The organism is Paraferrimonas sp. SM1919, assembly GCF_010993985.1.
Taxonomy (GTDB): domain Bacteria; phylum Pseudomonadota; class Gammaproteobacteria; order Enterobacterales; family Shewanellaceae; genus SM1919.
On sequence record NZ_WINH01000035.1, the window covers coordinates 1 to 22235 of the forward strand.

24 protein-coding genes, 2 pseudogenes and 1 other annotated feature are annotated in these 22235 nt (G+C 43.7%); of the genes and pseudogenes, 14 read left to right on the forward strand and 12 right to left on the reverse strand.

The features are described 5' to 3' along the window. Positions 1 to 242: 242 nt before the first annotated feature. From GFB48_RS17725 to GFB48_RS16425, 10 genes and pseudogenes are all read right to left on the reverse strand, one after another. Positions 243 to 392 (reverse strand): annotated as a pseudogene (locus GFB48_RS17725) (transposase); the annotation flags it as partial. A gap of 258 nt (positions 393 to 650) precedes the next feature. Continuing rightward, positions 651 to 1127, reverse strand: coding sequence for a hypothetical protein (locus GFB48_RS16390; RefSeq protein ID WP_163938315.1), 477 nt, complete (start codon positions 1125 to 1127; stop codon positions 651 to 653). An 18-nt stretch (positions 1128 to 1145) separates the two neighbouring features. Continuing rightward, entirely contained in the window at positions 1146 to 1283 is a 138-nt protein-coding gene (locus GFB48_RS16395) for a hypothetical protein (RefSeq protein WP_163938317.1), read from the reverse strand. A gap of 221 nt (positions 1284 to 1504) precedes the next feature. After that, positions 1505 to 1690, reverse strand: a pseudogene (locus GFB48_RS17730) (transposase); the annotation flags it as partial. A 12-nt stretch (positions 1691 to 1702) separates the two neighbouring features. Beyond that, on the reverse strand, positions 1703 to 2827 hold the full coding sequence (locus GFB48_RS16400) for a suppressor of fused domain protein (protein ID WP_163938319.1): 1125 nt from the start codon (positions 2825 to 2827) through the stop codon (positions 1703 to 1705). 1291 nt (positions 2828 to 4118) lie between these two features. Continuing rightward, positions 4119 to 4985 (reverse strand): 23S rRNA pseudouridine(2605) synthase RluB, encoded by an 867-nt coding sequence (gene rluB, locus GFB48_RS16405; RefSeq protein ID WP_163938321.1) that lies wholly within the window; start codon positions 4983 to 4985, stop codon positions 4119 to 4121. Further along, positions 4978 to 5592, reverse strand: a complete 615-nt coding sequence (gene scpB / locus GFB48_RS16410) for an SMC-Scp complex subunit ScpB (RefSeq protein WP_163938323.1) — start codon at positions 5590 to 5592, stop codon at positions 4978 to 4980. Before scpB ends, rluB begins: the two co-directional genes overlap by 8 nt. Beyond that, complete coding sequence (locus GFB48_RS16415) at positions 5585 to 6397, reverse strand: ScpA family protein (protein ID WP_163938325.1); 813 nt, start codon at positions 6395 to 6397, stop codon at positions 5585 to 5587. Before GFB48_RS16415 ends, scpB begins: the two co-directional genes overlap by 8 nt. Positions 6398 to 6478: 81 nt before the next feature. Continuing rightward, entirely contained in the window at positions 6479 to 7099 is a 621-nt protein-coding gene (locus GFB48_RS16420; RefSeq protein WP_163938327.1) for an L-threonylcarbamoyladenylate synthase, read from the reverse strand. Next, complete coding sequence (locus GFB48_RS16425) at positions 7096 to 7962, reverse strand: PHP domain-containing protein (protein ID WP_163938330.1); 867 nt, start codon at positions 7960 to 7962, stop codon at positions 7096 to 7098. Before GFB48_RS16425 ends, GFB48_RS16420 begins: the two co-directional genes overlap by 4 nt. Positions 7963 to 8123: 161 nt before the next feature. Continuing rightward, positions 8124 to 8222: a sequence feature (Trp leader region), on the forward strand. 40 nt (positions 8223 to 8262) lie between these two features. Between GFB48_RS16425 and GFB48_RS16430 the strand changes: the two genes are divergently transcribed. The 10 genes from GFB48_RS16430 to xthA all read left to right on the forward strand — a co-directional run bounded on the left by GFB48_RS16430 (position 8263) and on the right by xthA (position 17712). Continuing rightward, positions 8263 to 9816, forward strand: coding sequence for an anthranilate synthase component 1 (locus GFB48_RS16430; protein ID WP_163938333.1), 1554 nt, complete (start codon positions 8263 to 8265; stop codon positions 9814 to 9816). Further along, positions 9813 to 10400: an aminodeoxychorismate/anthranilate synthase component II gene (locus GFB48_RS16435; protein WP_163938336.1), complete on the forward strand. Its 588-nt coding sequence runs from the start codon at positions 9813 to 9815 to the stop codon at positions 10398 to 10400. The genes GFB48_RS16430 and GFB48_RS16435 overlap by 4 nt, the downstream gene beginning before the upstream one ends. Further along, on the forward strand, positions 10400 to 11407 hold the full coding sequence (gene trpD / locus GFB48_RS16440) for an anthranilate phosphoribosyltransferase (protein ID WP_163938341.1): 1008 nt from the start codon (positions 10400 to 10402) through the stop codon (positions 11405 to 11407). Before GFB48_RS16435 ends, trpD begins: the two co-directional genes overlap by 1 nt. After that, entirely contained in the window at positions 11400 to 12752 is a 1353-nt protein-coding gene (trpCF, locus tag GFB48_RS16445) for a bifunctional indole-3-glycerol-phosphate synthase TrpC/phosphoribosylanthranilate isomerase TrpF (protein ID WP_163938344.1), read from the forward strand. Before trpD ends, trpCF begins: the two co-directional genes overlap by 8 nt. A gap of 12 nt (positions 12753 to 12764) precedes the next feature. Then, positions 12765 to 13952, forward strand: a complete 1188-nt coding sequence (gene trpB, locus GFB48_RS16450) for a tryptophan synthase subunit beta (RefSeq protein WP_163938347.1) — start codon at positions 12765 to 12767, stop codon at positions 13950 to 13952. Then, positions 13952 to 14758: a tryptophan synthase subunit alpha gene (gene trpA, locus GFB48_RS16455; protein ID WP_163938350.1), complete on the forward strand. Its 807-nt coding sequence runs from the start codon at positions 13952 to 13954 to the stop codon at positions 14756 to 14758. The genes trpB and trpA overlap by 1 nt, the downstream gene beginning before the upstream one ends. A gap of 87 nt (positions 14759 to 14845) precedes the next feature. Then, the gene (locus tag GFB48_RS16460; protein WP_163938353.1) at positions 14846 to 16003 is read left to right on the forward strand and encodes an iron-containing alcohol dehydrogenase; all 1158 of its coding nucleotides are present in this window, start codon (positions 14846 to 14848) and stop codon (positions 16001 to 16003) included. A gap of 67 nt (positions 16004 to 16070) precedes the next feature. Continuing rightward, complete coding sequence (locus GFB48_RS16465; protein WP_163938356.1) at positions 16071 to 16610, forward strand: septation protein A; 540 nt, start codon at positions 16071 to 16073, stop codon at positions 16608 to 16610. Then, positions 16610 to 16906, forward strand: coding sequence for a YciI family protein (locus tag GFB48_RS16470; RefSeq protein ID WP_163938359.1), 297 nt, complete (start codon positions 16610 to 16612; stop codon positions 16904 to 16906). Before GFB48_RS16465 ends, GFB48_RS16470 begins: the two co-directional genes overlap by 1 nt. After that, entirely contained in the window at positions 16906 to 17712 is an 807-nt protein-coding gene (xthA, locus tag GFB48_RS16475; RefSeq protein ID WP_163938361.1) for an exodeoxyribonuclease III, read from the forward strand. Before GFB48_RS16470 ends, xthA begins: the two co-directional genes overlap by 1 nt. A 58-nt stretch (positions 17713 to 17770) precedes the next feature. Here xthA and GFB48_RS16480 read toward each other — a convergent pair whose 3' ends face one another. After that, positions 17771 to 18070, reverse strand: a complete 300-nt coding sequence (locus tag GFB48_RS16480) for a DUF962 domain-containing protein (RefSeq protein ID WP_163938364.1) — start codon at positions 18068 to 18070, stop codon at positions 17771 to 17773. Positions 18071 to 18259: 189 nt separating this feature from the next. Here GFB48_RS16480 and GFB48_RS16485 point away from each other — a divergent pair, with 189 nt between their 5' ends. Genes GFB48_RS16485 through GFB48_RS16500 form a run of 4 tightly spaced genes read left to right on the forward strand, consistent with a single transcriptional unit; the run spans position 18260 to position 21705 of the window. Then, positions 18260 to 19249 (forward strand): glycosyltransferase family 2 protein, encoded by a 990-nt coding sequence (locus tag GFB48_RS16485; protein ID WP_163938367.1) that lies wholly within the window; start codon positions 18260 to 18262, stop codon positions 19247 to 19249. Next, a complete protein-coding gene (locus GFB48_RS16490) occupies positions 19250 to 20713 on the forward strand; it encodes a glycosyltransferase family 39 protein (RefSeq protein ID WP_163938370.1) in 1464 nt (487 codons plus the stop codon). Next, the gene (locus tag GFB48_RS16495) at positions 20713 to 21114 is read left to right on the forward strand and encodes a GtrA family protein (RefSeq protein WP_163938372.1); all 402 of its coding nucleotides are present in this window, start codon (positions 20713 to 20715) and stop codon (positions 21112 to 21114) included. Before GFB48_RS16490 ends, GFB48_RS16495 begins: the two co-directional genes overlap by 1 nt. Positions 21115 to 21129: 15 nt before the next feature. Continuing rightward, positions 21130 to 21705: a tRNA-uridine aminocarboxypropyltransferase gene (locus tag GFB48_RS16500; RefSeq protein ID WP_163938374.1), complete on the forward strand. Its 576-nt coding sequence runs from the start codon at positions 21130 to 21132 to the stop codon at positions 21703 to 21705. A gap of 39 nt (positions 21706 to 21744) precedes the next feature. Here the strand turns inward: GFB48_RS16500 and GFB48_RS16505 are convergent, their stop codons facing one another. Further along, on the reverse strand, positions 21745 to 22206 hold the full coding sequence (locus tag GFB48_RS16505) for a YcxB family protein (RefSeq protein WP_163938376.1): 462 nt from the start codon (positions 22204 to 22206) through the stop codon (positions 21745 to 21747). Positions 22207 to 22235 lie beyond the last annotated feature (29 nt).

Sequence of the window (22235 nt, forward strand, 5' to 3'; positions counted from 1 at the left end):
CCAGAATCAATAGACTTCCATAAAAATTAACTATAGCCACCCATTATTAATCAATAACTTACAGCACAAAATCTTGAACTTCAATCAAGCTTCATTCATGTTGGCTATACTCTGTGGTGCTTGGAAGTAAGGTTGAGGTTTATTGGCTTGGTTTGGTTACTTTAAGCATCTATTCATCAAAAATCACGCAGCACTGTGACACCGCGGGTGCAGTGCAAAATTTGAATAGATAAGTGGTGTGTTTACTCGAAGAATTGGCAACTTTGTTTGAAATGCTTTCGCCGCCTTTCTAAGTGCTCACAGTATTTATCATACTCTTGCAAGGTACTCACGGGGCCATGGAATACCTTACCAAAATCATTGACGATTTTTGCCCAATTCTCTGCTGGAATTAATTATGGCTGTCTATGTGTGTTACCGATTGGTTGATAACACATTAAGGTCGTGTTGGTTCGGAACTCATTAGGGGCAACCAAAAGGTTAGCCCGAATATATGTCAGAATAACCGCTTTATGCGGATGAGCGTGGCATCGAATCACAAATAACTGGAAGTAAGACAGGGAATATTATCGGGACAAACATGCCCCGATAGGCAAACTGTGCCTTGACACCACCGGAGCGTCCATATATGTCTCGATTAAAGGTCTTCCTTATTTTGGCCAAAAATAGAGATGGTTCTCATCAATAAAGCTCACTAAAAATGCGTTCATCAATATCAACCCAAAAAATACAACTGGAAAAAGTAAGATGTAAATTATGCGAAGAGGCATTGAACTATCTAATAACCAACTTACCTCTCCCTCCTTAACTCTTCTATCAACCTCGCCCCCTATTTTGAATGATGGGATTACGCCGATAGCCAAGTACATCCAAATTGCCAAATCAGATTGACTAGGATCCACTTTGGTGGCATCACTAAGCCAAACACAAAATTGCCAAAGGCTCCCACCCATGAACCAAAATATAATGACAAACAGACTAAGAATTTGCGCCGATACACAGATACTTCCGACATGAATCTGTCGAAAAGATGTCTCCCTCTTTGTATAAAAGTAATAGATAATACCCACACAAAATACTGCAGGTACCATTACAAAATAGTTCCATATCAAACGAACAATAAACATTAAATCACCATCTAATTGTTAAAACTTATAGGCCGGCGTGATGGATGAATCATAATGATTTAAACCAATGGCGCGTAATCTATTGTATCTATCACCAGCTTGATTGAGTGCCGTTGGAATATCAGAGCCATGTAAACCTAAGATTGTATCAAGCACCGGAACTAACTATAGCCACCCATTATTAATCAATAACTTACAACACAAAATCTTGAGCTTCAATCAAGCTTCATTCATGTTGGCTATACTCTGTGGTGCTTGGAACTAAGGGGGAGCTTTATTGGCTTAGTTTATTTGCTATAAGCGCCTATTAACCCTAATTGACGCAGCATTAACCCACCGCGAATGCGGTGCACAGATTGAATAGATAACAGATATGCTTACTCGAAGAGTTGGCAACTTTGTTTGAAATGCTTTCGCCGCCTTTCTAAGTGCTCACAGTATTTATCATACTCTTGCAAGGTACCCACGGGGCCATGAAATACCTTACCAAAATCATTGACGATTTTTTCCCAATTCTCTGCTGGGATATTAAGCCGTTCAAGTATGCCTTTACTGTTTTTACTTCTATTTATTAACTAGAACCAAACTACTGGTTTACGTCCCAAATCCAGCACCCTCGATACATGCTTTCTCTGGAATTTACGTAGCAATGCCTCAACCCCTTTGGTATCAACAAGCTTTTTCTCTTTCTCGTAAATTGCATAAACAGAATACAGTTGAATCTTTCTGCCATCGTCGGCATTAATTACCGCTGAATCTTCCCCGTTTGCTAACGCTAATAGACAAGACATATTAGTATTTGGAGCAAGCGGCTTTGGTGGGTGTTCGCTTGCAAAGGTAGCGCTGAGTCCTATCCAAGTTTGCTGCATATGCGGGTAGTGAGCCAACCTGCGCAGCCACTCAAATGGCCAACTATAATCTTCCTGCTCTAACAACTTAGGCTCCGTTGGCCAATCAAATGGTAAACACATCATTAATTCAGAATATTGATACCCCTCAGCACCCTCGGGCACCGTCATCGGCAATGCGCTCATACCTGAAGTAAATATAATGGTATAAGGCTCGGGTCCTTGTTGCTTAATCACATATATCGTGACTGGCACCTCAGAAATAATTTGATGCTGTGCCAAGGGCTCCACTTTACCGAAGTACCGCTCCATATGTCGAACTATGGGATCGCTATGCACTGTTAGCTCAGAATCTTCCATAACAGGAATAGTCCCTTGTTGCTCATGCTGCTCTAGTATTCTTACAATTTCAGCATGGCTTTGCCCAAAGGATTGGGCAAAGGTTTTCGGGGTATAATTAAAGTGACCAAAGGTATAGTCTGTTTTAGCGCCATGGGACAGTAGTAATGTCACCATTTTTGCTGAATTAGCATGTATAGCTCCCTCCAAAGGCCAATCTCGCCCTTCACCATTTAAAGCTGCCCCATGCTCGATTAGCCAATGCACGGCCTCAAAAGCTTCTTTTCTGGCAGCGGCTGAGAGCGCTGAGGCTTCTCGGTTGGATTGTGCCTCGATAGCGACCCCGTGCCTATACAGCAGTGCCATCATATCGACATTATTTAATGAAGCAGCGTAAGCAAGGATATTGCCCTGAAATCCGGTATCCACTTTGTATTCTGGAAATTGGTGCAGTAATGCTGATATTTTATCTGGATCATTTTCCCTTACTGCTGCATACAACTCTTTTAACATATCATTCTCTTCATATACTCATAAATAGTCAGTTAATGCTTATCTATGGATCAAACTTCCTTCACGATATAACTCTGCCGTGCCATATAGATAATCGATGACGCCTTGTTTTCCATTAGCGCTATTTGCTCGGTTAATGCCTTCATATATTGCCTTTTGTTCTGCCGTAGTATGTAGGCCTTTCCAGTTATGCGGCGCCCAGTTTACGTTTTCAGGGCCACGATACCAGTCTAGCCCGTGCTCCTCTAGAATTGCTTTACTACCCTGAGCATGCCAATTAATTATGGATGTCTATATGTGTATAGTTATTTTGTTATTTTCTTGTTATTTCGTTAACTCCCGAATAAATATCCAGTTAACTTAGTTAATGGAAGCATCAAAACCCACGGTATTAATGGGTAAAAGCAAAATTTGAATACATAGCGCCAAGCCATTGCTTGTTTCTCCTTCAAACTATACCCTTGAAGTGTCCCATGCTTTGTAATCCATTCCTCTTGCAATGATTGATTGGCGTAGGTTTGACAAGCTTTATTGCTGCAACACTTGATGATCCCAAAGATAATAGCTATGGGAACCAAGTAACCCAAGCCATCCAAGATGAGTTCAGGGAGGATATAACCAGATGCGTCCGAAGTGATTAGTAATATAAGAAGCATCCACCCATAATAGCCCCCCAATAATGGTATAAAGCACAGTATTACACATAATATGTGATCCCCATTGGTTGAATCGGGGTCGGTATATTTTTCGGTATAACGGTAGTAATAACTAATTTTCATCCAATGTAGGTATTTTTTTAAGAACATAGTTAATCCAGTAAGTACTCTAGGCCTGCGCGGGCCTCGTCTGAATATTCATAGTTTGCATAAAACCATGCGCCAGCGGCGATAACAGCCGTCACAGGGTTAGAGAATGTAAGAGGCATTAAGCCACCCATTATTAATCAATAACTTACAACACAAAATATTGAGCTTCAATCAAGCTTCATTCATGTTGGCCATACTCTGTGGTGCTTGGAAGTAAGGTTGAGCTTTATTGGCTTGGTTTATTTGCTCTAAGCGTCTATTAATCAAAAATCACGCAGCACTGTGACACCGCGGGTGCAGTGCAAAAGTTCTTACTCACATTGATCTTAATAAGCGATTCGCCAAATCTAGACGCACACTGTATTAACTATGCCTGTCCATATGTGTATTTATCGGTAATCGGTAATTAATCTTCAAACACAAAAAAACCGAGCTCAATAATCATTGGCTCGGTTTTTTATTGTCTTCAGCTCGCTAACTAAAGATTAGCGGCGGCTGTCTTTTTGGCTGCGCTCGGCGTGCTTACGGATAGCACGGCGGATTTTCGAAGACTTAATCTTATCGCGCTTATTGCCTTTTTTGGTCACATCCATCATGGAGCGATTTTCTTTTGGTAGCCCTACGGTTTCACGTAGGTAGTTAACTTCTTCAATCGGCAATTCCATCCAGCCACCACGGGGTAGGCTCTTAGGCAGCTCAATTTTACCGTAACGTACACGCATTAAGCGTGATACTTGGATTTCTTGGCTTTCCCATAGACGACGAACTTCGCGGTTACGACCTTCGTTTAGGGTTACATTGAACCACTGGTTCATGCCAGTACCGCCTGAAGCTTTGATTTTAGTAAACTTAGCCGGACCGTCTTCTAGCTGTACGCCTTGTCGTAAACGCTGGATAATACCGTCGTTCACTTCACCAAATACACGCACAGCGTATTCACGTTCTACCTCATGGGATGGATGCATTAGGCGGTTCGCCAACTCACCATCAGAGGTAAATAATAAAAGACCACAGGTGTTAATATCTAAACGACCTACGGCTACCCAACGGGCATCTTTCATTTTAGGTAAACGATCAAATACCGTAGTACGACCCTCTGGATCCTTACGGCTACAGATCTCACCTTCAGTTTTGTAATAAGCCAAAACACGGCAGATCACTTCTTTTTCGCCAGCAATGCTAACCACATGGCCATCGATGCGTACTTTGGCTTCGACATCGGCGTCGATACGATCCCCAAGTACTGCGACTTTACCGTCAACAGATACTCGGCCACCGGCGATCATACGCTCAAGTTCTCTACGAGAGCCATGACCCGCTCGGGCTAGTACTTTTTGAAGTTTTTCACTCATTCACATACTCTTCTGTTTCTTCGGGCACATCTAGCACTGCTGCTGCATCAGCTTTAAGCATAGCCTCTAATGACTCAATTTGAGTTAACTCTGGCAGATGCGACAAACTTGATAACCCGAAATAAGATAAAAATTCTGTTGTAGTCGCATACAGAGCCGGTCTTCCGGGCACTTCTTTATGACCTACAACTTTGATCCAGTCTCTATCAATCATAGTCTTAATAATGTGACTACTGACTGAAACCCCTCTCACTTTCTCGATTTCACCTCGAGTAATGGGTTGCTGGTAAGCAATCAAAGCCAATGTCTCCATCGCTGCTCTAGAATATTTAGGCGCACTGACTTGGTTACTTCGATTTAATAACTCTCCGTAGTCATTGTTAGTTTGAAAACGGTAAAAATTCCCAGTTTTCACCAGTTGCACGCCTCGACCTTGGTAGTCTTGTTGCAACTGTTCAATAATTTCTTTAATTTTTTGATTACTGACCGCAATACCTTCGAGGATGACCTCTTTTAGATGCTTGACAGTCACTCCTTCTCTTTTAGTAAAAGCCGCTGCTTCAATAATGCCCTTCAGTTGTTCGGGCCTAATGATTTGCTCACGCATTGGCTATTGCTCCTTGCTTTGCCCTTACATGGATTTCCCCATATACCTGATTTTGTACCAGTTCGATTAATTGTTCTTTAGCTAATTCCAGCATAGCGAGAAAACTTACTACCACTCCAGCTTTACCTTCGCTGACCACAAATAAATCTGTGAACAAAAGAAACTTGTGCTTATCGAGTTTCTCTAAAATTTGGCTCATGCGCTCTCTGGTCGATAGTGTTTCTTTAGAAACATGATGATCTTTAAACTTTGAAGCGCGATTGATCACTTCACTAAAAGCGAAAGCTAATTCTTCTAACGTTACCCTAGGAGGAATGATCTCAGGTTTATACTCCTCCCCTAAAGGCACTTCTACGGCAAAAAAATCTCTGTCTTGTCTTGGCAAAATATCAAGTTCAGTAGCCGCTTGTTTGATCACTTCATATGCTTGTAATTGCTTGATCAGTAATGCCCTTGGATCTTCTTCTTGCTCACCTTCAACTTTTGGCTTTGGTAACAGTAAACGGCTTTTAATTTCAGCTAAAGTCGAAGCCATTACCAAATAATCTGAAGCCAATTCAATCTTAAGGGTAGTTAACGCTTCAATGTAACCTAGATATTGTTCAGTAATGGCATAAATAGGCAACTCAACAATATCAAGTTTTTGTTTTCTAATAAGGTAAAGCAATAAATCTAAAGGCCCTTCAAAGGCTTCTAGAAACACTTCCATTGCTTCTGGCGGAATAAACAGATCATCAGGAAGGGTAACTAGAGGTTCACCTTGAACAATTGCCAATGGTAATTGCTGTTGAATCGGCTCTGCCATTATCCCCTCCATTGAATGTGCATTTTAACCAAACCGTCTATTATACAGGGTTATAGCTTGATTAATAGCAATTAAGTCTAATTATTGGAATGGCGTCAGATCACCACTTCCTTGACGGACAATTTCAATATCGTCATTGGAAAAATCAACCACTGAGGTTGGGTGTTCCCCTAAAAACCCACCATGGATGATCAAATCAACCGAATGTTCAAGGCGGTCACGGATTTCCTCGGGGTCGGTCTCTGTCATTTGATTACCGGGTAAAATCAAACTGGTGGACATCATAGGCTCACCTAGCGCTTCCAATAATGCTAATGAAATCACATTATCAGGAACCCGAATACCAATGGTCTTTCTCTTAGGGTTCAGCAATCGGCGCGGCACTTCCTTGGTTCCCTTAAAGATAAAGGTATAACTACCAGGAGTGTTATTTTTGAGCAAACGATAAGCGGTATTATCCACATTGGCATACAGTGATAACTCAGATAAATCACGACACATCAAAGTAAAATTATGGTCTTTATCCAACTTTCGAATTTGAATGATGGTATCGAGTGCTTTTTTATCACCAATATGACAACCGATGGCGTAACCAGAGTCCGTTGGATACACGATCACGCCACCTTTACGAATGATCGCTACTGCTTGGTTAATCAAGCGAGGCTGAGGGTTGTCCGGATGGACATAAAAAAACTGGCTCATATTGCTATTTTCTCCTGCCACTTAGGGGATTGCCAAATCCACGGGCAATCACTAGGCTGATGCATGTTACGTCCTAAGTCTACCCAAGGACTGTCAAAATGGAAATCACTTCCTAATGAAGCGTATAAATCATAAACGTGACAAAAACTTATTAATAAAGCACGCTCGTCTACTCCCTGCTGGGACAGCACCGTTTCTATGCCATCTCCACCGCAAGATTTAAATTCATTGATGAGTTTTCTAAGCCACTTAGTGCTCATATTATAGCGACTAGGATGGGCAATAATGGCCACTCCTCCGGCATTATGGATTTGTTTAACGGTTTCCTCTATCGAGTGCCAGTTATTAGCCACATAACCGGTTTTGCCTTTAACTAGGTATTTTTTAAAGACGCCAGCCATCGCTGTAAAGTAACCTTGGTTCACCATATAACGGGCAAAATGACCGCGGGAAATAGCAGCGCCATTGGCGAGCGCCTTGGCACCTTCATAGGCGCCCTCTATGCCTGCTTTTTCGAGTTTTTCGCCAATCGCTAGGGCTCTGGTGTCCCTTCTTAGGCGTTGCTCGGTTAAAAAGTCCTGGAACCCTGGATTATGTCTGTCTATGCCTAGACCAACAATATGAATATCAAAGCTGTGCCATTTAGCGGACACTTCAACACCATCAATTAAAGTCAGTGGCTTATCGAAACTATTGTTAGCCTGGTGTGCTTCAGCTAATCCGGCTGTTGTATCATGATCAGTCACCGCCAGCACGTCTATATCGTTACCATGAGCACGATGTATTATTTCGGTCGGAGTCAGTTGACCATCAGAAGCCGTAGTGTGGCAATGCAAGTCAATTATTAAAGAAGTTTCATTCATAATCACCATTGTAAAGAAAAACCCTAAATTGGTTAAGTGTTTATATGAATTTTTATAAGGGTAAAAATTAATGGTTGACTTTAGCAGTTAAAAAGTATTTTCTATAGCTAACAAACAGATTCAAGGAACTCTGATGACTTTAACAATGCAACTTAACATTACTTGGTGGTGGCACAACTCCCTTTAGCGGGTTGTGTATTTTGTTGCATCTTTAATTCATAAGAGCTCAAAAAACCCGCAGATACTGCGGGTTTTTTTATGCCCGCAAGGAAGTAAACAAAAGGCAAAAGGTAAGTAAATATGACGTTAGAATTAGGAAAATTATATAGTCACCAAACTCAGGTGCCTTACAGTGCAGATCCTTTGAGTCTGTATCAACATTTAGCTGCAGAAAAACCCTACTCTATGTTGCTAGAGTCGGCTGAAATCAATACCAAGAATGCGATTCAAAGTTTAATTCTAGTCGACGGCGCCATCACCATTAGTTGTATGGGCAATAATATTGAATTTCACTTTCTTAATGAGAATGGGCTGTCACTATTGCCATTAATTGAGCAACATTTCAATCAATCTCAGCAGGTTCTGACAGCAGATAAACTTACCGTTACCCTTGCCCAAAACCAAGCTATCCTTGACGAAGATGCACGTTTGAAAGCGTTAGGCCCCTTCGAAGCCTTACGCAGCTTTATTCAATCGATTGACGTGCTTTACCCTGAACACCAAAGCCTGTTCTTAGGTGGCGCCATCAGTTATGACTTTATTGAAACCTTTGAAAACCTGCCAGAAGTAAAAGACGGCGTAAACCCTTGCCCGGATTATTTGTTTATCCTTGCCGAAAGCCTGTTAAAGATTGACCATCAAACCGAACAAGCGCAACTGGTGACCTATGCCTTTGGTGGCGAACATTATCCCCAGGCATTATCTCGGTTAACCCTGCGGGCAGGGGAGCTGGCACAGCAAATTACGACTTGCCAACCCATTAAGACTCTTAAGCCCGTCACCCAAGAAGCCGAGCCAAATGTATCGGATGAAGATTTTTGCAGAACGGTTAATGACTTAAAGCAAAATATTGTTGCGGGCGATGTGTTCCAAGTGGTGCCTTCGCGCGCCTTTAGCTTGCCTTGCCCGAATCCTATTGGTGCCTATGCAGCGCTAAGGCTATCGAACCCAAGCCCCTATATGTTTTATATGCAAGCGGATGGGTTTTGTATTTTTGGTGCTTCGCCAGAGAGTGCATTAAAGTACCAGGCGGATACTAACCAAGTGGAAGTTTATCCTATTGCTGGCACTCGTATTCGCGGTAAAGATAGCGACGGTAATATTGATGCCGATCTTGATAGTCGTATCGAACTGGATTTGCGCCTAGATAAAAAAGAACTGGCAGAGCACATTATGCTGGTGGATCTTGCCCGTAATGATATTGCCCGTATTTCTAAGCCTGGTAGTCGCAAGGTGGCGGAACTATTAAAAGTTGACCGCTATTCCCATGTGATGCACCTGGTTTCTCGAGTAATCGGACAATTAAGGGAAGACCTAGATGCCCTCCATGCCTACCAAGCTTGTATGAATATGGGGACATTAGTGGGTGCGCCCAAAGTGCGTGCGGCCGAGCTGGTTAGAAATGTTGAAGGCACTCGCCGTGGCAGTTATGGGGGTGCGGTAGGCTATCTTGATGGCGACGGTAATATGGATTCTTGCATAGTGATCCGTTCAGCGGTGGTTGCCGATGGCATGGCCCATGTGCAAGCAGGAGCTGGCGTGGTGTTCGACTCTATCGCCCAAGATGAAGCCGATGAGACCCGTAACAAGGCCCAAGCGGTGATCAGCGCCATTAAACAAGGAGGTGGCCTATGAAAATTTTCCTATTAGATAACTTTGATTCTTTTACCTATAACCTGGTGGATCAATTTAGGGTACTTGGCTTTGAAGTGGTGATTTACCGTAACGATATTGACCCTAAGTACATCCAGCAGGCAATCAATGCGGAAACCCAAGACTGTGTGTTAGTGCTATCACCTGGCCCAGGTGCGCCATCGGATGCTGGCTGCTTGATGGAACTGATAGCGCTAATGCAAGGCAAAGTACCTATGCTGGGCATTTGTTTAGGGCACCAAGCCATGGTGCAACACTATGGTGGTGCCGTTGCCCGCGCCCCAGAAGTCATGCATGGTAAAGCCAGCCCAACTTTACATACCGCTACTGGCATTTTTGCCGGGATGAGCAATCCATTACCAGTGGCTCGTTATCATTCATTAGTGGCTACCCATGTTTCTAGCGATATGGAAATTTTAGCCACCACCAATGGCATGACCATGGCAGTAAGCCATAAAACCCATAAGGCGATCGGTTTTCAGTTCCACCCTGAATCCATTTTAACCACAGATGGCGCTAAATTACTGAAACAAACCCTCACCCAGCTTTGTAAGGAAACAGACTAATGCAAACCACTATTGATGCGCTAATGACTGGCCAAGGCATTAGCAGCGAACAATCTCAGCAATTTTTTCAAGCCGTGTTAAAAGGCGAAGTTGAGCCTGCATTACTGGCTGGGGTATTGGTGGCACTTAAACTAAAGGGTGAAACCATTGAGGAGATCACCGGGGCCGCCAGCGCTATCCGCCAAGCAGCTGCGGATTTTCCAAAGCGTGAATACCCAGTAACCGATATCGTCGGCACCGGCGGTGATGGTCACCACACCATTAATATCTCAACTACTGCTGCGATAGTCGCCGCCAGTATGGGGGTAAAAGTCGCTAAACATGGTAACCGTAGCGTTTCGAGTAAGAGTGGTTCATCGGATCTGTTGGCCGCTTCTGGGGTTAACCTAACCATGAGTGCAGAGACGGCCAAGGACTGTTTAGATAAGACTAATCTGGCATTTTTATTTGCGCCCCATTATCACGGCGGCTTTAAACATGCGGGCCCAGTTCGTGCCGCACTCAAAACCCGCACCATATTCAATATTATGGGGCCATTGGTCAATCCAGCCTCCCCAGAATACATGGTGCTGGGTGTTTATACCCCAGATTACCTTGAGCCTATCGCCCAAACCCTAAAAGCCCTAGGTACTCAGCGTGCCATGGTGGTGCACGGCGCTGGTCTTGATGAGGTTGCCATCCATGGTACTACCGAGGTGATTGAATTAAATAACGGTGATATTAGCCGCTACCAACTCAACCCAGCCGACTTTGGTGTGGATGAAGCCAGCTTAGAAGACATTAAAGGTGGCGACCCACAACAAAACCTTGAGATCTCAAAAGCCATTCTGACTGGCACTGCCACCGCTGCCCAGCAAAATGCCGTTGCCGTCAATGCCGCCTGTGCCCTTTACATTAATGGCCTTGAGCCTGACTTAAAAACGGCGACCGCTAAGGTGTTAGCACACCTAAAATCGGGTCAAGCCCTTAAAACCCTAGAAGCCTTTGCAGAGTGTTCCCATGGCTAATGTATTAGAAAAAATTGTTATTGATAAAGCTCGCCACATTGAAGAGTTAAAACTGCGCTACCCACAAGCCAGCCTACAACCTAAGGTGTCGGACCGTTCCATGTACGACGCCCTTAAACAAGGGCCGGCCGGGTTTATCTTTGAGTGCAAAAAGGCCAGCCCTTCGAAAGGCCTTATTCGTGCAGACTTTGACCCTGTGGCCATTGCCAAAGTTTACAAACACTATGCCAGCGCCGTATCGGTACTGACCGATGAAAAATACTTCCAAGGCAACATTGAGTTCTTACCTAAGGTAAGGGCTGAGTTACACCAACCGGTCTTGTGTAAGGACTTCTTTATTGACGAGTACCAGGTGGATTTAGCCGCACACGCTGGTGCCGATGCGATCTTATTGATGCTGTCGGTGCTTGATGATGAGCGTTACACCGCCCTTGCCAAGCACGCAGCCAAATATCAGTTAGACATTCTAACTGAAGTGTCTAACCAAGAGGAACTTGAGCGTGCGCTTAAACTCGATGCCAAAATCATTGGTATTAACAACCGTAACCTGCGTGACTTATCTACTGACTTGAAAGCCACTGAGCAATACGCCCCGCAAATTCCAAAAGATAGGGTGATCATCTCAGAATCAGGGATTTATACCAACGATGATGTGCGCCGCTTAGCGCCTCTGGTCAATGGCTTTTTAGTGGGCTCATCATTAATGGCCGAACACAATCTCGATCTTGCTTGTCGTAAATTGGTTTTTGGTAAGGTAAAGGTGTGCGGTTTAAAAAGCCTTGATGATGCCCTTGCCGTGCAACAGGCCGGCGGTAGCTATGGCGGCTTTATTTTTTACCCTAAATCGCCCCGCTATATTAGCCAAGAGCAGGCGCAGATTATTAGTCAAAGCCAATTACTGAACTTTGTAGGGGTGTTCGTAAATGCACCAGTTGCCGAAGTAGCGAAAACCGCAGCCACCTTAGCTTTGCATGCGGTACAAATCCATGGGGATGAAAGTTCAGACTACTTTGAGCGATTAAAGCCATTATTGCCTCCTAATTGCCAAATCTGGCAGGCTACATCCCCAAATCAGGCACCATCAAGCTTAGTTGATGTGGTACTTTATGATCACAAACAAACGGGTAATTATGGCGGAAATGGCGTTTGCCTAGACTGGCAAAGCCTTAAAAAGAAGGCCGTTGCAAACAGTTTTCTTGCTGGCGGATTAAATCCTGAGAATATTGAACAAGCTATTAAATGTGGTTTTTACCAGCTTGATATCAATTCTGGAGTGGAGTCTTCACCAGGAAAAAAATCTCCGCAGAAAATAGCGGCAGCATTTAACCAAATTAGAAAGTATTAAGGAATTAATTTTATGGCCAAGCTTGATCCTTATTTCGGCCCATTCGGTGGGCAATTTGTTTCACAATTACTTATGCCAGCGCTTGATCAACTCGAGCAAGCCTTTATTGATGCACAAGCAGATGAAAGCTTTCATGCTGAGTTTATTGAACTATTACAAGAATACGCAGGGCGCCCAACCGCACTGACCCTATGTCGTAATATTAGCCCAAGGGATGACGTCAAGATCTACCTTAAACGTGAAGACTTACTGCACGGTGGGGCCCATAAAACTAACCAGGTACTTGGTCAGGCACTACTGGCTAAACGTATGGGTAAAAATGAAATCATCGCCGAAACCGGTGCAGGTCAACATGGTGTGGCTACTGCCCTTGCCTGTGCGCTACTAGGATTAAAGTGCCGTGTGTATATGGGTGCTAAAGATGTTGAACGCCAATCACCGAACGTATTTCGGATGAAATTAATGGGCGCAGAAGTCATTCCGGTACACAGTGGTTCTGCCACCTTAAAAGATGCCTGTAACGAAGCACTGCGTGATTGGTCAGCCAACTATAAAACCGCCCATTACCTATTAGGCACTGCCGCGGGCCCACATCCATTCCCAACCATAGTGCGAGAATTCCAACGCATGATTGGTGAAGAAACTAAGGCTCAGGTACTTGCAAAAGAAGGCCGTTTACCCGATAGAGTGTTTGCCTGTGTGGGCGGTGGCTCTAACGCCATTGGTATGTTTGCTGACTTTATTGATGAGGAGTCTGTAGAGTTAGTGGGAGTTGAGCCTGCGGGCTTAGGCATTGAGTCTGGTCAGCACGGTGCGCCGTTAAAGCATGCCAAAACCGGTATCTTCTTTGGTATGAAAGCGCCATTAATGCAAGATAGCCATGGCCAAATTGAAGAGTCTTATTCTGTCTCTGCCGGCTTGGATTTCCCATCGGTGGGACCACAGCATGCCTACTTACAACATATTGGCCGTGCTCGCTATGAATCCATTACCGACGATGAAGCCCTAGAGGCCTTCCAAGCCCTAGCCAAAAACGAAGGGATCATTCCAGCGCTGGAATCTTCCCATGCCGTTGCCTATGCCCTAAAAGAGGCCAAAGACGCACCTAAGGACAGCATCTTTGTGGTTAACCTTTCTGGCCGTGGCGATAAAGACATTTTCACCGTGCACGACATTTTAGAAAAGCAAGGAGCCCTGTAATGAGTCGCTATCAACAATTATTTACTGAGCTTAGTGCGAACAATGAAGGTGCCTTTATTCCTTTTGTGACCATTGGCGATCCTGGCTTAGAAGCGTCATTAGAGATCATTAAGACTCTGGTTGAAAATGGTGCCGACGCCCTAGAATTAGGTTTTCCGTTTTCTGATCCGGCGGCTGATGGTCCAGTGATCCAAGGGGCAAATCTACGCGCCCTTAATGCCGGGGTGACACCGGACGATTGCTTTGCGCTAATTGCTAAAGTAAGAGCTCTATATCCACAACTACCAATTGGTCTGTTAGTGTATGCCAATTTAGTGTACGCCAAAGACATTGATGGCTTTTACGCCCAGTGTCAGCAAGTGGGCGTGGATTCTGTTTTAGTAGCCGACGTGCCTTTACATGAATCTAAGGATTTTAGAGACAGCGCCAATAAACATGATGTGGCGCCTATCTTTATTGCGCCACCACAGGCCACCCAAGACACCCTTGAAAAAGTGGCGCAATACGGTAAGGGCTATACTTATCTGCTAAGCCGTGCAGGAGTAACCGGTACCCACAGTGATGCCGGCTTAGAGTTTGAAGCTCAACTTGAGTTACTTAATCAGCTTGGCGCGGCCCCTAGCGTCCTTGGCTTTGGCATTTCTAATCCTGAACAAGTACAAACCGCCATTACTAAAGGTGCGGCGGGGGCAATTTCAGGCTCGGCTGTGGTAAAAATTATTGAAGCGAATAAAGACAATCAGTCTCAGTTACTCAACGAATTAGCAGCCTTTATTAGTGCTATGAAACAAGCCACTAAAGCTTAGAATTACACTCAGTTACTTTTTGGGGCTAGCAAATCTGATTTGTTAGCCCTACACTTGCCCCAAATATAAAGCATAAGAGACCAGCAAGTGTTCAACTTTACCTTCCACAACTTTACCAAGGTGCATTTTGGTGAAGGCCAAATCAGTCAAATTCAACACGACATCCCCCAAAGCGCTAAAGTGCTGTTGGTTTACGGTGGCGGTTCGATTAAAAATAACGGTATTTACCAGCAAGTTACCCAAGCCTTAAGCGCTCACCAAGTGGTTGAGTTTTCGGGTATTGAAGCCAACCCCCAATATGACACCCTAATGCAAGGGGTGGCCTTAGCTAAAGCCCAACAGGTTGATTACATTCTTGCGGTGGGTGGCGGTTCAGTGATTGACGGCTGTAAATTTATTAGTGCCGCATTAAAGTTTGATGGGCAAGATCCTTGGGATCTTATGATTCAAAAAGCAGCCGTTACTGCAGTGGTGCCGATGGGTGTAGTATTAACCCTAGCAGCCACAGGTTCTGAAACCAATCCGGCAACGGTTGTCAGTCGAGGTGAGGATAAATTTGGTTTATTTAACCCTATCCTACGTCCTCAATTTGCGGTGCTCGACCCAAGCGTGACCCTAAGCCTAACGGACAGGCAAATTAGCAATGGCGTGGTGGATGCGTTTGTTCATGTCATTGAGCAATATCTCACCTACCCAGTTAACGCCAAGGTACAAGACAGATTTGCCGAAGGATTGCTGCTGACCCTTATTGAAGAGGGACAAAAAGTGATCAGCGCCGAGCACAAAAATGATCTTGAGGTGCGTGCCAACCTGATGTTCAGCGCCACTATGGCCCTTAATGGCCTCATTGGCACAGGCGTGCCTCACGATTGGTCAACCCATATGATAGGCCATGAATTAACCGCTGCATACGGTATTGACCATGCCCGCAGTTTGTCTATCCTGCTGCCTTCTATGTTGCGCGAGCGCCAACAAGTAAAGCAAGCTAAGCTGCTGCAGTTTGCCGAGCGAGTATGGAATATTACCGATGGCACCGATGATCAAAAGATTGCAGCAGCAATTACCAAAATGGAGCAGTTCTTTAAGCAACTGGGCGCGCCAATTTGTTTAAGTGACGCTAATTTAGACGAATCACACATCCCAGATATCATCCAAAGACTAAAAGGCCATGGTATGACCGCCCTTGGTGAAGACCAGATGGTGACATTAGACGTGGTAGAACGTATATTAAACCGCGCATTATAAAATCACTATTGCTAGCTCAATTCGATAAGGTTATCAGAATTGAGCTTTTTTACACAGGAACCCAGTTATGAAGCAGTTGTTAGACTTCTTACCTTTGTTAATTTTCTTTTTTATTTATAAAAACTACGATGTATATATGGCTACTGGAGCACTCATTGCAGCTACCGCCATACAAATTGGCCTGAGTTATTTACTCTATAAAACCATTGAAAAAATGCACTTAATCAGCTTTGCATTAATCGTGATCTTTGGTGGCCTAACCATGGCACTACAAGATGACAACTTTATTAAATGGAAAGTGACCATTGTGTATCTTATTTTCGCCGCGGGGCTATTTATTGCCGATCGTATGGGTAAACCAGCCTTAAAAGCCATGTTAGGTAAAGAAATTCAAGTCGATGATCAAATTTGGGCCAAAGTTAACCATGCATGGGTAGCCTATTTCGTTGTACTGGCTGGTTTAAACATTTATATTGCCTATAACTTTTCTATGGATGCTTGGGTAAACTTTAAAGTGTTTTGGTTAACGGGATTAACCTTCGCCTACACCATTGCGACCGTAGTCTACTTGTTTAAACACATGCCAAAAAATAAGGAAAACAACTAATGTGGTATATGATCAGTGCAACCGACGTTGAAGGTTCTTTAGAAGCTCGTTTAGCCGCCCGCCCAGCTCACTTAGCGCGTTTGCAGACATTAGCTGATGCTGACCGTTTATTAATTGCTGGTCCTCACCCAGCCATTGATTCAGAAGATCCAGGTCAAGCGGGCTTTACCGGCTCATTAGTTGTGGCGCAATTTGAAAGCCTAATTGATGCTAAATTATGGGCAGACAACGACCCATACGTTACCGCTGGGGTATATGAAAATGTAATCGTTAAGCCATTTAAAAAGGTATTTTAATGAAAGTTATTTCATTTAACATTAACGGCTTACGGGCACGTTTGCATCAACTGCAAGCGCTGATAGACAAACATCAACCTGACATCATCGGCCTACAAGAAACCAAAGTTCACGATGAGGCTTTCCCATTTGAAGCAGTAGAAGCCATGGGATATAAGGTTCATTTTCATGGTGGTAAGGCCCATTATGGGGTTGCTATGCTCTCTAAAGCCGAGCCGATTACCATTGAGAAAGGCTTTCCAACGGATCCTGAAGATGCCCAGCGCCGTATGATCATTGGTAAGTTTAACCAAGATAATGGTCGTGTTCTTACTGTATTAAATGGTTATTTTCCTCAAGGTGATAACATTAACCATGAAACTAAATTTCCTTATAAAAAGAAATTTTATGAGGATTTACAAGACTATTTAAACAATCACTTATCTAATCAAGATGATGTCATCGTCATGGGTGACATTAACATTAGCCCGATTGATTTAGACATTGGTATTGGTGAACCTAACGCTAAGCGTTGGCTGAAAACCGGCAAGTGTTCATTCCAACCGATTGAGCGTGAATGGTTAGCCAGATTGCAAAGTTGGGGTCTGACGGATACCTTCCGCCACCTAAAGCCCGATACGACTGAGGTGTACTCTTGGTTTGATTATCGTTCTAAAGGATTTGATGACAACCGTGGTCTGCGTATTGATGTGGTACTGGCCACTGAGTCATTACTGCCACGACTGACTGAATCCGATGTCGACTATGAACTGCGGGGCATTGAGAAGCCTTCGGATCATGCGCCTATCTGGGCAACCTTCGAATAAACAAACCCAATAAAAAAAACGCACCTCTAAAGGTGCGTTTTTTGTCGCTAGTTAACATTTATTTTAGACGACCTAATAAAATATCTTTAAACATCACCCAGTCACCTAAAAAGCTATACCATGGGTATTTAAAAGTTGCTGGCTTATTCTTTTCAAAATAGAAATGCCCTACCCACGCAAAGCCATAACCGACAACGGGCGCAGCAATTAGCCAATACGCATTCAAGGTGATAAACGCCACCAGTAAAACCGCAATCACTAATAATGAACCAATAAAGTGGAGCGCTCGACAATAGCAATCTTGATGTTGTGACAGGTAAAAAGGATAAAACTCTTTAAAACTTTTAAACTCTTCCATTGCAGCTCCTTAATTGACTGAATTCGTTAAATTTAAAATACTATATATACGCAAACAGGAACAAAATAACAATATTTTATCTGCTATCAGGGATAGGACAGTTTTCCTTTATAAATTGGTATATAATGTCGCACTTATTTGTATGATTTAATAACGACTAAAGCTTGCTTTGGCTTAAGAGTATTTACCATGACAGCTACCCCTGCGACCGAACAATCGGCTATTTTGCTTTCCGTGATTGTTCCTTGCTACAACGAAGAAGAAGTAATTGACCAATTTTTTGCTCGCCTAGTCGACAGCGTTAAAAACCTCGATGGTCGCAGTGAAGCTATCTTTATTGATGATGGCTCTAAAGATGGCACGTTAGACAAAATATTTGCCCTTAGTGCCGATCAGATTGATATCCAAGTGGTGCAACTGTCTCGTAATTTTGGCAAAGAAGCGGCAATGAGCGCAGGCCTTGCTCAAGTGCGTGGCCAAGCGGTCATTTTAATTGACGCCGATTTACAAGATCCACCAGAGCTCATCGGGGAAATGGTTGAAAAGTGGCGCCAAGGATTTGATGTGGTGAATATGCAACGCAGTTCTCGTCAAGGGGAAACTGCCCTAAAGAAATTTACCGCTAATATGTTCTACAAAGTAATGGGGCATCTTTCAGAAACCCCTATTCCACAAAATGTGGGCGACTTTAGATTGCTAAGCCGCCGTGTCATTGAACATATTAATGCGTTACCTGAGAAAAATCGCTACATGAAAGGGCTGCTATCATGGCCTGGCTTTAACCAAACTACCGTCCAATTTGAACGTGACCCTCGTCTCGCGGGGGAAACCAAATGGAACTATGGCAAATTATTTGGATTAGCGATTGATGGCATTACCGCATTCAGTACTAAACCGCTGCGTCTAGCCAGTTGGGCGGGTTCCATCGTTGCGTTATCGGCTTTCGTTTATGGAGTATGGATTGTACTTAAAACCATGTTATTTGGTGAGACAGTGGCCGGCTATCCATCATTAATGGTCGCTATTTTAGGTTTAGGTGGTGTACAGCTGCTAGCGATAGGTATCTTAGGTGAATACCTAGGTCGAGTTTTTGTGGAAGTAAAAGCAAGACCCAATTACTTGATAGATAAAACTATAATTAAAGATAACTCATCAACCGATGGTAAAGGAAACCAATAAATGACACTGAGTCCTCGTCTTTTATGGCAATTATTATTAGCTATTATAGCTGTACGCCTAATTTCTTTAGGCTTGTATCCACTGATGGATACCACCGAAGCCCGTTATGGCGAAATGGCTCGCCTAATGGTCGATACCGGCAACTGGTTAACCCCACAGTTTGACTATAACGTCTGGTTTTGGGGCAAGCCGCCTCTGCACACCTGGGCCAGCGCCCTAGGGATCACTATTTTTGGTGATAATGAGTTTGCGGTACGCTTTCCACACTGGTTAGCAGGTATTGCCACCTTAGCACTTACTTTTTATGTGGCATCAAAGCAAGGCATAAACGCCATGCTAACGGCGGTCATGCTGGCCAGTACTGCCATTTTCATGATTGCCTCGGGCGCAGTAATGACTGATATGCTGCTAACCCTAGGCATGACCCTAGCCATGGTTGGCTTTTACCTAGGTTGGCAAGGACAATACAAATGGGGCTACTTAGCCTTTGTTGGCCTAGCTATTGGTTTATTAGCCAAGGGGCCACTTATCATCGTATTAATGGGCATTGCCGTGTTCCCATGGATGGTGATTCAACATGGGGTTATTGGCGCTTTTGTTGAACTATGGAAACGTTTCCCGCTCATTAGCGGTACTGCTCTTATGGCGTTAATTGCCGTGCCTTGGTACCTAATCGCTGAACAAGCGACACCAGGATTTATTGAATACTTTATTGTTGGTGAGCATTACCTTCGCTTTGTGGTAAGTGGTTGGGAAGGCGACCTATACGGCAGTGCTCACTCAGAAGCAAAGGGTAAAATTTGGTTATTTTGGCTCTACAGTGCGCTACCTTGGTCTGCCGCTCTGCCCATTTTGTTTTACAAGCGTAAAGCGCAACTGCAACAAAATATGCCGGCAGGCTGGTTAAGTTTTCTCATTTGGTGGATGATTAGCCCATTAATTCTGTTTACATTTGCCGGTAACATTTTACCCGCCTATGTGTTACCAGGTATTCCAGCTCTAGCATTGCTATGTGCAAGCCTGACTAAAGACTCGGGGCAAAAGTGGGTCATTCCAACCGCATTAATTACACCAGTGCTCATCACAATAGCTTTGCTGGTATTAAATAATGGCCGTGCTGATGAGAAATCTGATAAATTCTTCTTCGAAGATGTGAACATTGACAATACTGAAGTTTTCTACTGGGGCAAACGTCCGTTCTCAGGTCAATATTACACCAAAGGCAAAGCCATCGAGCTCCATGAGCAAGGTAAAGTTCCTGAAAATTTAGCTAAAAATAACGAAGTATTTGGCGCGCCAATACATTATGTGACTGAGCTTGAGCAGCAAACAAAAGATTATATTTTGTTTGTCGGCAGCTGGGGTTTTGACGAAGTGATCACGAAATTACCACACCAGTGTGATGAGTTAAAACGCAATGGTGATCGCGTGATGTTTATGTGTCACCCAAATAGCGTTAAATAATGCAAGCTTTGCTTAATCATAAACTCTTCCGTTTCGCCATTGTTGGCGGCGGAGGGTTTATTGTTGATTTGATCGTTTTCTCGCTACTACTCGAGCTTTTAGGCTTTTCCCTTGGTGTTGCAAGGGCAATAGCCTTTGTCGTTGCCGCCACCTTTACTTGGTGGGGAAATCGAATTTTCACCTTCAATAAAGCCGAGAAAACCTCAAAGCTAAAGCAATGGGTTAAGTTCTTTTCGGTTGCTTGCTTTGCGGCAATTCCAAATTTTCTGGTATTTAGCCTGCTCATTTGGTTATTACCAAATGATGTGCTTGCCCCCTACTTTGCTCTAGTAGCTGGGATCTTAGTTGGCATGCTATTTAATTACTTTTTCAGTAATAAATGGGTATTCAAGCAGGCTTAGCCTGCTTTTTTATTAATGCTGACTTTATCTTGCCCCCGCTGCCGTTTACATCACAACTGTATCTGCCAGCTGCAACCAAACCTTACCACCGACATCCAGCTGGAACTGCTGCTGCATAGTAATGAGTTTAAACGTCGTACCAATACAGGTTTATTACTCAGAGATTCTATTGCTGCCAATGTGCACCAATGGCAACGCAAACCACCATGCGCTGAACTGACTCAGCAAATAGCAGCATGTCCTGACCAATTTGCGTTAGTCTACCCAAGTGAAGATGCGATCTGCTTAAGCGAAGCACAGGACGTAAAGCATTTCATTATTTTGGATGGAACTTGGCAGGAAGCAGCCAAAATTTATCGCCAATCGCCTTACCTGCATCATCTTCCCAAGATAACACTCAAGCCACAACAGGCTTCTGCCTATTGCCTTAGGGCTAACCAAGCTGAAGGCAATCTATGTACCTATGAAGTAGCGATACAACTTTGTAAGGAATTAGGATTAATTAAAGAAGCCAATCAGTTAGAAGCCTTTTGGTTGTCTTACTTGCAAGTGTTTGAAGCCGATAGAAGCGGTTATCAATTTAAAGGCTAGAGTACTTGAAATAAAAAGGGAGCAGTGCTCCCTTTAGTGTTATTTGTTGGCGAGATAGTCGCTGGCTTGTTGGTTGATATGCTCAGAGGCGATAAAGAAAGGTGCGCCTTTTTCTTTGAATAGTAGAAAACCCTGATTGGTTTGCTCTACTTTAATGATATCTGACCATGTTAACCGCTGCTTACCATGCACTGTTTGGCTGGCAACACCATCTTCATCGATGGTTAATGTCACCGTTGTACGGTAGCTTTTCCCCATTTTCTGTCGCCATAGCCACCAGGTGCGCTTAAAGCGAATACTTAATAGTTCAACACAAGCAAGGCCCATCAAAATAAACGCCGTGTGTCCATATTGACCAGCAAATAACAGTAATAACATACCAACACTAAATACGGTGCCAGCAAAGATGTAGCGATTCTTATCGCTTTTGGTATAAGGCAATGATTCATCGAAACATTGCTCTAAATATTTTTGATCTAATTTAAATTCGAATTCAAACACAAGCGCCTCCACAATGGAGGCGCAGTGTA

Coding starts and splice junctions, on each gene's coding strand:
- trpB (WP_163938347.1), top strand. CDS start 12,765: ATGGCCAAGCTTGATCCTTATTTCGGCCCATTCGGTGGGCAATTTGTT.
- GFB48_RS16485 (WP_163938367.1), top strand. CDS start 18,260: ATGACAGCTACCCCTGCGACCGAACAATCGGCTATTTTGCTTTCCGTG.
- trpA (WP_163938350.1), top strand. CDS start 13,952: ATGAGTCGCTATCAACAATTATTTACTGAGCTTAGTGCGAACAATGAA.
- GFB48_RS16465 (WP_163938356.1), top strand. CDS start 16,071: ATGAAGCAGTTGTTAGACTTCTTACCTTTGTTAATTTTCTTTTTTATT.
- GFB48_RS16425 (WP_163938330.1), bottom strand. CDS start 7,962: ATGAATGAAACTTCTTTAATAATTGACTTGCATTGCCACACTACGGCT.
- GFB48_RS16500 (WP_163938374.1), top strand. CDS start 21,130: ATGCTGACTTTATCTTGCCCCCGCTGCCGTTTACATCACAACTGTATC.
- GFB48_RS16495 (WP_163938372.1), top strand. CDS start 20,713: ATGCAAGCTTTGCTTAATCATAAACTCTTCCGTTTCGCCATTGTTGGC.
- rluB (WP_163938321.1), bottom strand. CDS start 4,985: ATGAGTGAAAAACTTCAAAAAGTACTAGCCCGAGCGGGTCATGGCTCT.
- trpD (WP_163938341.1), top strand. CDS start 10,400: ATGCAAACCACTATTGATGCGCTAATGACTGGCCAAGGCATTAGCAGC.
- GFB48_RS16420 (WP_163938327.1), bottom strand. CDS start 7,099: ATGAGCCAGTTTTTTTATGTCCATCCGGACAACCCTCAGCCTCGCTTG.
- GFB48_RS16390 (WP_163938315.1), bottom strand. CDS start 1,127: ATGTTTATTGTTCGTTTGATATGGAACTATTTTGTAATGGTACCTGCA.
- trpCF (WP_163938344.1), top strand. CDS start 11,400: ATGGCTAATGTATTAGAAAAAATTGTTATTGATAAAGCTCGCCACATT.
- GFB48_RS16470 (WP_163938359.1), top strand. CDS start 16,610: ATGTGGTATATGATCAGTGCAACCGACGTTGAAGGTTCTTTAGAAGCT.
- xthA (WP_163938361.1), top strand. CDS start 16,906: ATGAAAGTTATTTCATTTAACATTAACGGCTTACGGGCACGTTTGCAT.
- GFB48_RS16480 (WP_163938364.1), bottom strand. CDS start 18,070: ATGGAAGAGTTTAAAAGTTTTAAAGAGTTTTATCCTTTTTACCTGTCA.
- GFB48_RS16490 (WP_163938370.1), top strand. CDS start 19,250: ATGACACTGAGTCCTCGTCTTTTATGGCAATTATTATTAGCTATTATA.
- GFB48_RS16400 (WP_163938319.1), bottom strand. CDS start 2,827: ATGTTAAAAGAGTTGTATGCAGCAGTAAGGGAAAATGATCCAGATAAA.
- scpB (WP_163938323.1), bottom strand. CDS start 5,592: ATGCGTGAGCAAATCATTAGGCCCGAACAACTGAAGGGCATTATTGAA.
- GFB48_RS16430 (WP_163938333.1), top strand. CDS start 8,263: ATGACGTTAGAATTAGGAAAATTATATAGTCACCAAACTCAGGTGCCT.
- GFB48_RS16435 (WP_163938336.1), top strand. CDS start 9,813: ATGAAAATTTTCCTATTAGATAACTTTGATTCTTTTACCTATAACCTG.
- GFB48_RS16415 (WP_163938325.1), bottom strand. CDS start 6,397: ATGGCAGAGCCGATTCAACAGCAATTACCATTGGCAATTGTTCAAGGT.